Here is a 13,697-nt window from a genome sequence, read left to right as displayed (position 1 = left end):
GAAAGTCTGGGAAGTCGAGGAAGAATCTTCTACCTTCCCAGACTTCCTAGACTTTCCAGACTTCCTAGACTTAAATAGTCCTATGTCAAAATCTTTCGACGAACTCATCGCCGTAATGGACCGCCTGCGTGCTCCGGGCGGTTGCCCTTGGGATGCGGAGCAGACGTACCAATCGCTATCGCAATACCTTATCGAGGAAGCCTACGAAACCTTTGACGCGATACAGGAAGCGGACCAGACAGGCGACACGGCGAACTTGCGTGAAGAGCTTGGCGATCTGCTGCTGCAAGTCGTGTTTCACTCGACGATCGGTGCCGAACGCGGCGATTTTACGATGGATGAGGTCGCCGAAGGAGTGGCCAAAAAGCTGATCTTGCGGCATCCGCATGTCTTTGGCGACACAAAATTAGCAAAGGCTCAGGACGTTCTCGATAACTGGGACCAGCTTAAAGCAGACGAGCGAAAAGCATCAGGAAAAGTCGAGAAGACGCTTGAATCGATCCTCGACGAAGTGCCGATACATTTCCCTGCCTTGCTCGAAGGCTTAAAACTCACAAAAAAAGCGGCAAAGGTCGGGTTTGATTGGGAAAATGCGGATCAGATCTTTGAAAAGCTCGATGAAGAGGTCGCGGAATTAAAAGAAGCGATCAGCAAAGGCGACACCGGAAACGCAGCCGAAGAGATAGGCGATCTGCTATTTGTTGTGATGAATCTCGCTCGGCATTTGGACGTCGAACCGGAAACGGCACTCAAGAAAACAAACCGCAAATTCCGCCAGCGTTTCAAGTTTATCGAGGATGAGTTAAAACGCGACAGTAAGAGTCTGGAAGACGCAAGTCTAAAAGAGATGGACGATCTCTGGAACAAAGCAAAAGCTCAAAAAGCATGATAGAAACCGAAAGACTCAAACTTATTCCATGCACCCGCGAGCATCTGGAAATTCTATTATCGAGCGAGGCCGAATTTGCCGAACATCTCGGTGTAAGCCTTGTGGAAAACTGGCTCCTTTTTCCTGAATCCATTCCCTATTCGATAAAGATGATAGACGACGACCCGCAAGCTTTGGTTTGGGGCATGCATCTTATCGTCCACACGGCCGACAATAGATTGATCGGCTGCGGCGGTTACAAAGGCGCTCCTGATGCCGCCGGCATGGTTGAATTTGGTTACAGCGTGGCACCAAGTTACGAAAATCAAGGTTTAGCAACTGAAGCCGCACGCGGCTTGATCGACCATGCTTTTGCGGACGATGACGTTAATATGGTTGACGCTCACACATTGGCTGAATGGAACGCCTCAACAAAAGTACTGCAAAAATGCGGACTTACAAAGATCGCCGAAAAACACGATCCAGAGGACGGCGACATCTGGCACTGGCGGTTAATGCGCGACGGGTTTCAATAAAAGTTGTCGATTTCGTGCTACTTAGATGGAGCAGTAGTAGCCCATTTTTCAAATACGGGTCGTTTCTTTTTCATCCACGTAATAAACGGAGGTTCTGGGGAATCTTGGGGACTCGCGCCGGACAAGTTAATGTTAGCCAAACCATAGAACGACATTTCATAGCCGTCAGGGTGGAGGAAAATAGACATTTCTTTCGACGGGCGAGGGAGAGTCTCTTTTTCCATATTTACCGATTTCCGAATTATATTCAGAATTTCTTTACGGAGATCCCGGATTTCAGTGGCAGATAACGGTATGAGTTCTTTTTTTACCCGAATATTAGACGTAATCTCTTCAAACGTGGCCTTTGGGTGTCGTTCAAGATAGTTGTAAAATTGCTCACGAATACTCTCTTTCACGGGTACGAAAGTACGAACTTCAGAGCGCCCATCATCTGTTTCCATGATTGTCACCTGTAGCTCATTTCCCCGTTCGGGAGTATATCGAATGTGAATACCATAACCGCTTCCCCTACCGACAAAATATTCAGCGTAAAGAAAATCGAGAATCTGTTCATATGAAACGGGTTCTTCAGTCTTTAAAGAATTTGTCTGAGCTTTTATGATTAGTCCATGAAAGGTTATTGCAAAGACTAAAAGCGAGGCTAATACATATCGGAATGGTATCGTAATATTCATGTCTATGAGAAGATCTCTTGCAGACGTTCAAGCGTTTCTTTTTGAACGCCCTTTTCAATCTCGCCAATCTTTTTCACAAGCCTTACCTTATCAACTGTGCGGATCTGATCGAGGACGATCATGCGTTCGTTATTTAGAAAATTGACTGAGATCCTGGTTGGATATTTGGCCGTTGCTGCGGAAAGTGGAGCGATAATTACGTTTGAGATGTTTCGGTTCATCTCGTCCGGCGAGATGACGACGCATGGACGCGTGTTTTTTGCATCCTTCGACGGCTCGGCGTCGAGATTGACAAGACAAACGTCAAATCTATTTACCATTGCCACTCCTTTTTCTCGAATTCGGTCGGTGAATTGCCGCCTTCTAGTTCGTCGTCCTCGTTTTCCGCCATTGACTTAAACGCCTCGTCCCAGCCCGCACGTGCCTGCTGTGTGTTACGGATGAGTATGCCGTCAGGATGGAGTTCGAGATCGACCTCGCCGGTAATCCGGCTGTCCTCGAGCAAAACCTTTGGTATTCGGATTCCCTGCGAGTTACCGATCTGAATTATTTGAGCCTTCATAATTACATAGTAATTACGTTTCAAAGAAAGTCAAGTTTGTCGAACGGGAGTCCTTCAACCAGGATATTGAGTCTGCCTTTTCGAAACAATGACGAGATCAGCGTTGATTGATGAAATGATGGATCCAATGTTCGTGAGGTTATATGACGAAAGTCTTTTGGAGATTTGGCCCTCAAATGCACTTTTTTCCGATGGCTTTTTGGGGTCTAGCGATGGCTTTTTGAGGTCTAGCGATGGCTTTTTGGGGGGTCTCCGATGGCTTTTTAAACGTCAATATATTTCTAGGACATTTTGGCTTGTCCGCGGGATCTTTTCCCCGCAACGACGTAAAAATTAAACAAAAACATCAAAAAAGATAGTATCAGGAAATTCTTTTTAACCCGTTCATATAGGGTTGCAAAGCTTCGGGGATAAGAATTGAACCGTCAGCTTGCTGATAGTTTTCGAGTATAGCTATCCATGTTCGGCCTACAGCCAGGCCGCTGCCGTTCAGAGTATGAACAAATTCAGGCTTTGCACCGCCGGCACGGCGAAAACGCGTGTTCATACGCCTCGCCTGGAAGTCACCGCAATTACTACATGACGATATTTCGCGATACGTTTTCTGGCTTGGCAGCCAAACCTCAATGTCGTAGGTCTTTCTGGCGCCAAAGCCCATATCGCCTGTGGAAAGGACCATCGTGCGATATGGCAAACCAAGAAGCTGCAAGATGCGTTCGGCGTTTGCGGTCAGCTTTTCGTGTTCGTCTTCGGAATTTTCGGGCACACACAGCTTTACAAGCTCCACTTTTTCAAACTGATGCTGGCGTATTAGTCCGCGTGTATCACGGCCGTAACTGCCAGCTTCGCTGCGAAAACATGGTGTATAAGCCGTAAAGTACTTGGGAAGCTCAGATGCGTCAAGGATCTCTTCGGAATGATAATTTGTGACCGGAACTTCGGCCGTTGGTATCAAAGCAAAGCCTCGATCGTCCTTGATATGAAACAGATCGTCTTCAAATTTCGGCAGTTGGTTTGTGCCGAAAAGTGCCGTTCTATTTACCAAAAAAGGCGGCAGCGTCTCAGTATATCCATGCTCGGTCGTGTGGACCTCAAGCATGAAATTGATCAATGCTCGGCTAAGTCGAGCACCTGCTCCGTTAAGGATCGCAAACCGTGAACCTGCGATCTTTGTCGCCCTTTCAAAGTCGATAATGCCTAACTTTTCGCCGAGATCGACGTGGTCCTTTGGCTCAAAATCAAATTCTTTCGGCTCACCCCAACGCCTAACCTCTTTGTTTGCAGACTCATCCGCACCTATCGGGACGTCATCAGCGGGAATATTCGGCAAGCCGGCCAGCAGTTCGTGCATTGATGCAACAGACTCATCGCGAAGCCGCTCAAACTCAGTCTGTTTGTTTTTTAGCCCTGCAATTTCAGCCTTTTTGGCATCGGCTTCGTCCTTATTTCCGGCCTGCATTAGAGCACCGATCTCTTTACTTGATGAGTTTCTAAGCTGGTTGATCTTGTCGGCTTCGCCTATGACGCGGCGGCGCTCGGCGTCGAGCTCGACAAACTTATCGAGCGAATCGGTAGGAAAATTGCGGTTTTTCAGCGCTGAGCGAACCGCATCCAAATTATCTCTTACAAAATTGAGGTCGAGCATCGGTAATACTTACGAATAGTTGTTTCTGTGCGATTTTTAGCCTAAAATCTCACAAAAGGCAGAAACGCGACTGTGAAGGAGCGTGCCGACCGCACGAAAGCACGCTCGTTAACACTCGCGTTTCTGCCCGTTGGTTGAATTTAGCAAAATTGGTATGACAAACAAAATTCGCAAGGCTGTTTTCCCCGCTGCGGGGCTAGGTACAAGGTTTCTACCGGCGACGAAATCATCGCCTAAAGAAATGCTGCCGCTGGTCGATAAACCCCTTATCCAGTATGTGATAGAGGAAGCCGTCGCAAGCGGCATCGAGTCCATTTTGATCATCACAGGCCGTGACAAAAGCACGATCGAGAATCATTTCGATATATCGTTCGAGCTCGAACAACTGCTAAAAGAACGCGGTAAACAAGGGCTTTTTGAGGCGGTGCGGGCGATCTCGGACATGGTTCATATCAGCTACACGCGGCAAAAACAGGCTTTGGGCCTTGGCCATGCGATCTATCAGGCAAAGGATTTTGTCGGCAATGAGCCGTTTGCGGCATTGCTGGCGGACGACATTGTGGACGCCGAAAAACCTGCCTTAAAACAGATGGTCGAGGTTTTTGAGAAGTATAATGCTCCTGTTATAGCCACGATGCAGGTCGCCGGAGAAGACATCTCGCGGTTCGGAGTGATCGATGCCGACGAGGTCGAACCTAATGTTTACAAGATCAAGGACATGGTCGAAAAGCCGAAATTTGCTGACGCTCCGTCCGATCTGGCCATTATTGGAAGGTATATTTTTACGCCTGATATTTTCAAGGCGATCGAGCAAACCAAGCCTGGTGCCGGCGGCGAGATACAGATCACCGACGCGATGCGTATTTTGTTGAAAGAAAGGCCTTTCTACGCGGTCAAACTCGAAGGAAAACGCCACGATGCGGGCGATAAACTGGGCTTTTTGATGGCAACTGTCGAACTTGCTCTAAAACGCGAAGACCTAGGTGAAGAATTTCGAAATTATTTAAAAACTCTCGATCTCAGTGCATAAAAAATGCGTCGCGGCGGGTTTGCGCCATCGGAAAGGGTCAAAAAGCCATCGCTCGACCCCCAAAAAGCCATCGGAGACCCTCAAAAAGCCATCGGAAAATTTCATATTTAAGACAATTTCAGCTCTAAAAACGTCGTTTTTTGCGATTTCCACTAGTCGACCACCGGTTGGCTCTGCCGATTTCGCCGCCTCGCCCGCAAAACAGCCGTCTCGACGGCCACCGCCGACCACGCCAGCCACCGAACGTCGTCAGCTAATCTAAGTAAATTTCTTGCTTTCAGAAAGCTGTTTTAGAAGCTGCGTTTTATACGAAAGCACGACATCAGCCTCGACTACACCGTACGATTCCCATCCGCAATCATCGAAGACGGCGTCCTGATCCTCGAACTCAACTACCGCGTCCGCGCCGGCCACGGAATCCCGCGAGCCAAAAGAGCGAGATAATGGCTTATGCCTCGCCCACATCAACCTAGCGCCGCCGCGATCTAGATCACATGGCTACCACATTTTGTTCCTCATTGCCTTGCCGACTCAACTGCGTCAAAATGTGACCACAATGTAATTATTTTGCGGCCATCACTGTTAACTATTAACTATTCACTGAATTGATACTCATTGTATGTTGATCGCTGCATACAATACGTATAGTTTTGATCTCACATGACGGATCAACTCCTCATCCAGGCTATACAGGCTGTCAATACTTTTTCTCGATTCTCAATGTTTTAACGCTCAATCCTATTTGGACGACGATAAGGACAACGACGCTCACGACCAGCACATACATTCCGGAGCGGAGGTTGCCGGTTTGGTTGGAGATGAAGCCGATGAGCCATGTTACTGACGCGGCGCCGAGGGTGCCGAACATGAATAGCGGGGTTGCGCGTCGGTTGGCGGCAGGGCCAAAGGTTTTTGAGAATCGCGAGACGTTGGTCGGGAATATCCACGAGGTGCCAAATCCGGCGATGGATGAGCCGAGGCTTAACGCAAGAATTGTGTGAGCAGACAGCGTAAGTGCCATTCCCACGAGGACTATTGCGAGGCCGAGGAAGAGCATTTTATTCTCGTTCAGAAAGCGAAACAGGAGCGGAGCGGCTCCGCGGCCGATGACGAAGAACAGGAAATAGAGCAGCGTTGGCGACAGCCAGGTGGTGATCGGCTGGCCTTCGAGCCGGTCGGTGTAGGTGGTCAGCCAACCGCCCATGCCGCTTTCGAAACCGACGTGGACGAAGTTGAAAAAGGCGATGGCCCACGCGATCGGCATTCGCCAGATCGGTTCGTAGTCGGCGTCGGTGTCTTTGACTGTTTGTGCAGCGGCTTGCTTTGACGGGCCGGCCGCGAGACGCAGCAACAGCGAAAATACCAGAAGCGGTACGGCGAGAATTATAGTCGTCAGCCCGATGCTGTCCGGCGTGCTGAAAAGATCGACGAACGGTTTGCAGAGGATCGCTCCGACGCCCCAGCAGAAGTTTAGAAAGCTGAGAGCGGCTGCGGGGCGTTCGGGTTCGACCTCGACTATCATCATATTGATCGACGGCAGCGTCAGCCCGATGCCGAGTCCGTTGACAAAAAATCCAACCAGACAACCCGCGAACGAATCAGCGTTCATCAGCAACATACCGATCGCCATCATGACGCCGCCGATGATCGCCGCGGTCATATATTTATTGTGTTTCGCTAAACGGCTCGTGATAAATGAGCCCGTCAGCGAACCCGCAAATTGAGCCGGGAAAAAGAAGCTGACCTCCAGGTCATTTAGCGCAAAATGCTTTGCGAGCACCGGCAGGATCGGACCGACGAGGACAGCGGTAACACCTGAGAGCAGAAAGATTATATGTAGGAGGACCTTTAGCAATCGGACCCTTTGCGGCTGCAGCATAAGTGGATATTGTGACAAGTTGCGCCAAAAAGACAAAAGCGACGGCGATCACCCCGTTTTTATTCGCCTAAATGCCCGCCATTCGTTAGAATTTAGTTAACACACGCATAGCGGCGCCTTTTTTTTCGCGCCCACGTTGAGATCAAAAATGCCTTTAGCCTCGATAGAAGATGCCGCGCGCGACATCCGCGACGGAAAAATGATAATCGTCGTGGATGACGAGGACCGTGAAAATGAGGGCGATCTCGTCTGCGCGGCGGAGATGGTGACGCCGGAGATCATTAATTTTATGGCGGTGCATGGCCGCGGTTTGATCTGTATGCCGTTGACCGAGGAGCGCTGTAATGAGCTACAACTGTTCCCGCAGACAACGGAAAACACCTCGAGCATGGGCACGGCGTTTACGACTTCGATCGAGGCTCGCGAAGGTGTGACGACGGGCATTTCGGCGGCTGATCGGGCGAAGACGATATTAACTGCGGTCGATCCGAAGTCGAAAGCTTCGGATCTGGCGCGGCCGGGGCATGTTTTTCCTTTGCGGGCAAAGAATGGCGGCGTGCTTGTGCGCGTTGGGCAAACTGAGGCGAGCGTTGATATTGCGCGGATCGCGGGATTGCAGCCGGCGGCTGTTATCTGCGAGATCATGAACGACGACGGCACGATGGCGCGGATGCCGGAGCTTGAAGTTTTTGCGGAGAAACATGGGCTGAAGATCATCTCAGTCGCCGACCTTGTTCGTTATCGAATCCATAAAGAAACATTGGTGAAGCGCGTTGTTGAAACGGACCTGCCGACGCAGTTTGGGACGTTTCGGGCGGTGCTTTATGAGAACGAGGTGAACGGCGAAACGCATCTTGCGCTGGCGATGGGCGACGTTTCGAGTGCAACCGAGCCTGTGATAGTTCGCGTCCAAACCGAGAACGTCACGTTTGCGATGTTTGGCGTCGGCTTAGGCGAAGCGTCAAACGCTGTGCAAACCTCTCTCCAAAAGATCTCAGAAGCAGGTTATGGCGTCATACTGTATTTGCGCCAGCGAGAGAATAACCTTGATCTTGTGAATCAGCTCAGGACCTATGCGCTGATGCAGGAGCAGGGAATGGACTTTCAGACGGCAAAACGTGAGACGGGTTATGGAAAAGTTCACGATTACGGCATCGGCGCGCAGATATTAAAAGATCTCGGCGTCAAGAAAATTCGGCTGCTGTCTAATCATCCGCCGAAGGTAAATGCTCTGGATGCGTTTGACCTTGAGATAGTCGAGACGGTGAGCTTGTAGATTTCTCTGTGCTCTTTGTGGAGATTCTTTGTGTCCTTTGTGTTTAATCAAATTTTTAACACGGAGGGCGCGGAGAGAAGACACAAAGGACACAAAGTTTAATTGCTGATCGATATGCCCGAAGACGAGAACGAAAACAGTGAACCGCAGGAACCGTCACCGCAGATCATGCGCAGACGGTTTTTTACGCGGCGCAATGGCGTGATCGCGGCTGTGGTGCTTGCGGCGGCGGCGTTTTTGCTTGTGCTTTTTTCGTTCATCATTTACCGTAGCGGCGTTTTTAACAACTATGTAAAGACGCAGTTTGTTACAAAGATGGCTGACATCGGCGTTGATTTTAGTGCCGATGTTTTTCGCGTCACGGTCAATCCGCTCGAACTCGAACTCAAAAACGCGACATTTAACGATCGCGTAAGTGGCGAGAAACTTTTCTTTATCCGCGATGCTCATCTTTTGTTGACGGTCCAGAACCTTTACGCATGGCAATTGAGCCGCGACATCAGTATAGATAAGACCGAGATCAAGGGAGCCGAGGCTTGGGTAAAGTTTGACGAGAACGGGCGTTCGAATTTTGCAAACCTTAAACTCGTCGAGGATGAGCGCGGATCGTCCGTAAATTTCAAATACAACTCGGTCGATTTTTCGCTTGCTGACAGCGTCGTGCATTTTGGCGATCTGTCACGAAAGGTCTCAGGTAATGCGAAGAACGTTCTGTTTCTTCTTTCGCCGGAGAATCGCGAGGTTCCAGATGAACAGAAACGCTACAAATTTGATCTGACCTCGACGGACTCGAACTTTATATATAACGAAAGCTCGGTGGAGGACATAGACATTCGAGCTTCGGGCATAGCAGATAACCGAGGAGCCGAGATCAAGAGTTTTGAATTAAAAACGCCCATCGGTGAATCAACGCTGACGGGAACGCTTACCGATTGGGCCGCACCGCGTTATGAATTCGATATTCAATCGAGCGTCGATCTGACGCAGGCGTCGAGCATTTTACCGATCGGCACTTCGCTCGTCGGTGTCGGCAATTTTAAAGGCAAGGTGACCGGCGAAGGCGAGACTTATAGGATCGAAGGCGAGGCAGATGCTCAGAGCCTGCGTGCGAACGGCGTTTACCTCAAGGCCGTGAACGTCGAGGCGACTGTTGCCGGAACGAATGCCAATTACGAAGCAAACGGAACTGCCGTGGCAGAGATGTTGACGTTCGAAGATTTTCGCGTTGATTTTCTCAAGCTGTCGGGAAACGTACGTGGGACGGGAACTGATTTTCGGTGGCTGGGCGAGCTTCAGGCTGCGGCCGCAAAAACGAATGATCTTGGCATAGGCGGTTTATTTTTACGCGACGCGACGGCCGAGGTTCGTGATCGCGAACTCACTGCACAGGCCGGCAGCGGACGAGCGCAAAAGTTCTCGATCAAGGATCTGGAGTTTGCCGAGCTGCAAGCGCGAAACCTGAAATTTTCGCTGGCTAACGGCACCGTAAATGTTTCCGCTCCGAATGGAAATACCAAGTCCCTTTCGTCTAAGGATTTTAGTTTGCAAGGCGTGACCGGCCAAAATGTCCGCGTAAAACATCGCAAAGGCACGACCGAGGTTGGTCTGAACAACGTCAGGGCCGATGCCGGATCGATAAAGGGTATAAAAGCGAAAAAGCTTTCGGTTGACGATTTCCAACTTACAGATCTGCCGAAAACGACCGATTTTACTGCTAAGAATCTTCGCGTCGACCAACTTAATATTGACGGTACGACTGTCAGCGGCGTTACTGCTCCGACGGTGGATCTTGAAAATATTTCCGGCGGTGCACTGACGGTTTATGCAGACAAAACTCGCGTTGCAAAGATCGATACAGGCTCGGCCGTGCTTGGCAGCATTAATATTGGAGGCGTCCGGCTAACGGTCAGGCAAGGCCGTGTCGAAGCGACGTCGAACGACATCGATGCGGGCGATGTGACATTGGCGAAAACCAAAAACCTGCCGCAAGGCGGTAAACTCGAAGCCGTAAAAATTCAAAAGCCGGTTTACATTCTTGAACCATCTGGCCGTTATCGCGTGACCGCGGACATGAGCCTCGGCGGCGGTGCGATCGGAAGTGTTGCTCTTGGAGCAGCGAGATCGAAAGTGAATGTTACGAATGAGCGCGTAGCTTTGAACGATCTAACCGCGACTGTAATGAACGGCCAGTTGAACGGCAGGGCCGAGATCGCTCTGAACAACAGAACGGCATCGACGGTGACAGGCGATTTTGCCAACCTAGATATTTCAAAACTTCTCGCACTGCAAAGCGGACGCATTATTCCTATTGAGGGCGAGACGACCGGGAACATTGATCTCACATTCAGCGGAACGAACTTTCGCACGGCGAGCGGAACCGTAAATGCAGGCATCACCGCAAACGCAGGAACAGCAGACAGCGGCCTGATACCGATCAGCGGGCAGGTAAGACTTAACGCGGCAAATGGTCTTTTTAATATCGATACAGCCGACCTAAGATCGGCGAACAGCAGCCTGAACGCAAGCGGACGTTTTGATCTAAAGGACCAGAATTCCGATCTAACGCTTGCACTGAGATCGGCTGATGCTTCGGAGATCGAACGGCTTGTTCGCGTTCTAGGTGTGTCGCCCGAGTTTGAGCGTCAGATGGATTCGATGCAGGTCGCGGTCGGCGGAAAGTTGACGTTTGACGGATCGCTGACGGGCAATTTATCCGATCCAACGATCGATGGAAAGGCTTCGCTCGATTCGATCGCTTTGCGCGGACGCGAGATAGGGTCTGTCTCAACCGACATATTTGTATCGCCATCCGGCACTGAACTGCGAAACGGTAAACTGCGGGAAAGCAGCGGCGGAAACGCGTCATTTACTGTTAGTATCCCAACCGGAAAGACGAACAGCGTAGCGGTAAAAGCAGAACTCACAAATATAAATGCGGGCAATCTTCTTGCCGCATTGCCGATAGATCTGCCGGAAGGGATTCGCGACTTGAACGGCAACACATCGGGAACCGTCGATATCACGGGCTTGCCTGAACAGGCGACAGGATTGATCGATCTTGCTGCGGCGAATGGTGTAATTGCGGGGCAGGCGTTTGATAATTTGAAGGTCAAAGCAGGCTTTAGCGGAACGCGGATCGAACTGCAGACAGGCGAGATGCAGATCGGCGCCGGACGGCTTAACGCAAGCGGAAATTTTGACCGTGCATCGTCAGCATTTGCTGCCGATCTCAACGGTAAGGGCGTTCCGCTTCCGCTCGTACTTGCACTTTTGCCAAAGAGCGTAAGTTTGCCTGTCATCAGCGGCGACCTGGATTTCACGGCAAAGGCGACAGGAGAATACAACCGCCCTTCGACATACGACGTCAATTTTAACGGCATTGCACCGAATGTTGCCGTCAATGAAACCTCGCTCGGCAACATTGCTTTCAACGGAAAAACGGTGAATCGAGTGTTGACAGCCGAACTGACCGCAAATCTCGACGGACGGCCGCAAGTGATAAATGCTTCGGTAAATCTGGCCGATGACAATTTGCCGTTTATGGCTTCGACAGATTTTAATCAAAGCCCTGTTGCTCCTTTTCTCGCTTTCGTAAAGCAGCTGAAAGATTTTCCTATCACCGGAACGGGAACCGGACGTGTCGAGTTTGGCGGAAATCTGTCGGCACTCGACGACAAAGGAAAACGCATTTATACAGCCGCAAATTTGTCAGGCACCGCACAGTTTTCGCAGCTTGCTTTGCAAATACAGGAAACGCCGCTTGCCGCAGCGGAGCCTATTGTTATCCGGTTTAATCCGCGTGAGATCATTTTTGAAAGCGCTCGGTTTGCGGGCGGCGGATCGAATATGACGATCGCCGGAACCAAAGCACTGACCGACAACGGCAACAACAATCTATCGATCGATGGCCGTGTAAATCTTACTCTGCTCAATTTGCTGACGAAGGATACCTTCTTTAGCGGTTTTGCGGATACGTCGGTTAGGCTGTCGGGGCCAAATGCGACGGCGAGGCTTTCCGGTACGGCAAATATCGTTAACGGCTCGGTCGCGACATTTATGGGCTCAGATCGTTTTACGATTGAACGTCTCAAGGCACGAGTGATCTTTACCTCCAATCAGGTCGAGGTCGAAGAGGCAACCGGATACCTCGGTGGTGGAAAGTTTACCGGAAGCGGAGGAGGAATTCTTGACGGTTTGTCGGTTCAAACATTTAGGTTTTCGCTTGACGGCAATAATGTTACCGTTCCGCTGCCAAAGGATTTTATGACGACCGGCGATGCTCAACTCGAGATCATCGGCGTTCGCGATAATCCTGTGCAGAACTTGCAATTGACTATCAGCGGCCGCGTTTATGCTCGCCGCAGCATTTATTCAAAGGATATTGATCTTGCAAATCTGGTAAGCGGACGGCGTGATCCGATTTTGTCTTCAGGCGGCAGCTCGTTGACGGTTCCGCGATTTGATCTGGTGATCGAGGGCCGCGACGCGTTGGTGGTAAAGAACAACATCGCCGACCTGACGGCATCGGTATCGCTCGTTCTTACGGGTGACGCGAATGAACCGCGTATTTCGGGCCGCATAACCGCGAATAGCGGCACGATCTTTTTTAGAAAGGAAAGATACGAAGTGCAGCGCGGTGTTCTTGAGTTCCCGCCCGATACCGCCGTTGAACCGGTCATCAATCTTCAAGCTGAGTCTGAGATCGCAGGTTATCAGGTCTATATCAATCTGTCAGGGCCGCTCAAGGATTCCGAGCAGCTCTCAGCAACAGTACGATCCAGCCCGGCACTGCCTCAGGCCGATGTTGTATCGCTGATCACGACCGGAAGCCTGACAAATACCGCGGGCGGGCTGCCAACGTTTGCTCAGACCGGAATCAATACCGCTGCGGAAATTTTGACGGATTCGATCATCAACAATCCCGCGAGGAAAGCGACCGACAGGCTGTTTGGCTTGAATGTGTTTGAGATCGATCCGATCATTTCGGGGCAGAATATTGCAAATCCGTCGGCAAGGCTAACTGTCGGGCGGCAGATAAATAAGAATTTAAGGGTCACATACGCAACCAACCTGTCGCAGGACCAAAATCAGATACTCGCACTCGAATATCGCGTGTCGAACAAGCTGTCATTAGTAGCCCAATACGAACAGCGAGCATTGAGCAACGTTACGCGTACGCGCGACAACTTTAGTTTTGAAATTCGTTTTCGCCGGAGATTTTAGG

At 50.4% G+C, this 13,697-nt stretch carries 11 protein-coding genes; 5 read left to right on the top strand and 6 right to left on the bottom strand.

Annotated features, from left to right (window positions below; all coding sequences use genetic code 11):
- Nucleotides 1-82 precede the first annotated feature (82 nt).
- On the top strand, nucleotides 83-889 hold the full coding sequence (gene mazG / locus IPL32_08285; protein MBK8465814.1) for a nucleoside triphosphate pyrophosphohydrolase: 807 nt from the start codon (nucleotides 83-85) through the stop codon (nucleotides 887-889).
- Nucleotides 886-1,404, top strand: a complete 519-nt coding sequence (locus IPL32_08280) for a GNAT family N-acetyltransferase (protein MBK8465813.1) — start codon at nucleotides 886-888, stop codon at nucleotides 1,402-1,404. Before mazG ends, IPL32_08280 begins: the two co-directional genes overlap by 4 nt.
- 17 nt (nucleotides 1,405-1,421) lie before the next feature.
- Here the strand turns inward: IPL32_08280 and IPL32_08275 are convergent, their stop codons facing one another.
- The 4 genes from IPL32_08275 to serS form a co-directional block, all read right to left on the bottom strand.
- The gene (locus IPL32_08275) at nucleotides 1,422-2,081 is read right to left on the bottom strand and encodes a hypothetical protein (protein MBK8465812.1); all 660 of its coding nucleotides are present in this window, start codon (nucleotides 2,079-2,081) and stop codon (nucleotides 1,422-1,424) included.
- Between the two features lie 2 nt (nucleotides 2,082-2,083).
- Nucleotides 2,084-2,401 carry a type II toxin-antitoxin system PemK/MazF family toxin gene (locus tag IPL32_08270; GenBank protein MBK8465811.1) on the bottom strand — a complete coding sequence of 106 codons (318 nt, stop codon included), beginning with the start codon at nucleotides 2,399-2,401 and terminating at the stop codon, nucleotides 2,084-2,086.
- Nucleotides 2,395-2,643 carry an AbrB/MazE/SpoVT family DNA-binding domain-containing protein gene (locus IPL32_08265; GenBank protein MBK8465810.1) on the bottom strand — a complete coding sequence of 83 codons (249 nt, stop codon included), beginning with the start codon at nucleotides 2,641-2,643 and terminating at the stop codon, nucleotides 2,395-2,397. Before IPL32_08265 ends, IPL32_08270 begins: the two co-directional genes overlap by 7 nt.
- Before the next feature lie 361 nt (nucleotides 2,644-3,004).
- Nucleotides 3,005-4,288, bottom strand: a complete 1,284-nt coding sequence (serS, locus tag IPL32_08260) for a serine--tRNA ligase (GenBank protein ID MBK8465809.1) — start codon at nucleotides 4,286-4,288, stop codon at nucleotides 3,005-3,007.
- Nucleotides 4,289-4,442: 154 nt separating this feature from the next.
- On the opposite strand from serS, the gene galU reads away from it, so the two are divergent.
- On the top strand, nucleotides 4,443-5,318 hold the full coding sequence (gene galU / locus IPL32_08255) for a UTP--glucose-1-phosphate uridylyltransferase GalU (protein ID MBK8465808.1): 876 nt from the start codon (nucleotides 4,443-4,445) through the stop codon (nucleotides 5,316-5,318).
- A 258-nt stretch (nucleotides 5,319-5,576) separates the two neighbouring features.
- Here galU and IPL32_08250 read toward each other — a convergent pair whose 3' ends face one another.
- The gene (locus IPL32_08250) at nucleotides 5,577-5,732 is read right to left on the bottom strand and encodes a hypothetical protein (GenBank protein ID MBK8465807.1); all 156 of its coding nucleotides are present in this window, start codon (nucleotides 5,730-5,732) and stop codon (nucleotides 5,577-5,579) included.
- A 283-nt stretch (nucleotides 5,733-6,015) separates the two neighbouring features.
- Nucleotides 6,016-7,197, bottom strand: coding sequence for an MFS transporter (locus IPL32_08245; protein MBK8465806.1), 1,182 nt, complete (start codon nucleotides 7,195-7,197; stop codon nucleotides 6,016-6,018).
- A gap of 148 nt (nucleotides 7,198-7,345) precedes the next feature.
- On the opposite strand from IPL32_08245, the gene ribB reads away from it, so the two are divergent.
- Both ribB and IPL32_08235 read left to right on the top strand, forming a co-directional pair.
- Nucleotides 7,346-8,473 (top strand): 3,4-dihydroxy-2-butanone-4-phosphate synthase, encoded by a 1,128-nt coding sequence (gene ribB / locus IPL32_08240; protein ID MBK8465805.1) that lies wholly within the window; start codon nucleotides 7,346-7,348, stop codon nucleotides 8,471-8,473.
- 114 nt (nucleotides 8,474-8,587) lie between these two features.
- Nucleotides 8,588-13,696, top strand: a complete 5,109-nt coding sequence (locus IPL32_08235; protein MBK8465804.1) for a translocation/assembly module TamB domain-containing protein — start codon at nucleotides 8,588-8,590, stop codon at nucleotides 13,694-13,696.
- Nucleotide 13,697 lies beyond the last annotated feature (1 nt).

This window comes from Chloracidobacterium sp. (genome assembly GCA_016711345.1).
Lineage (GTDB): Bacteria > Acidobacteriota > Blastocatellia > Pyrinomonadales > Pyrinomonadaceae > OLB17.
This window is presented reverse-complemented; position numbering and strand designations above follow the sequence as displayed.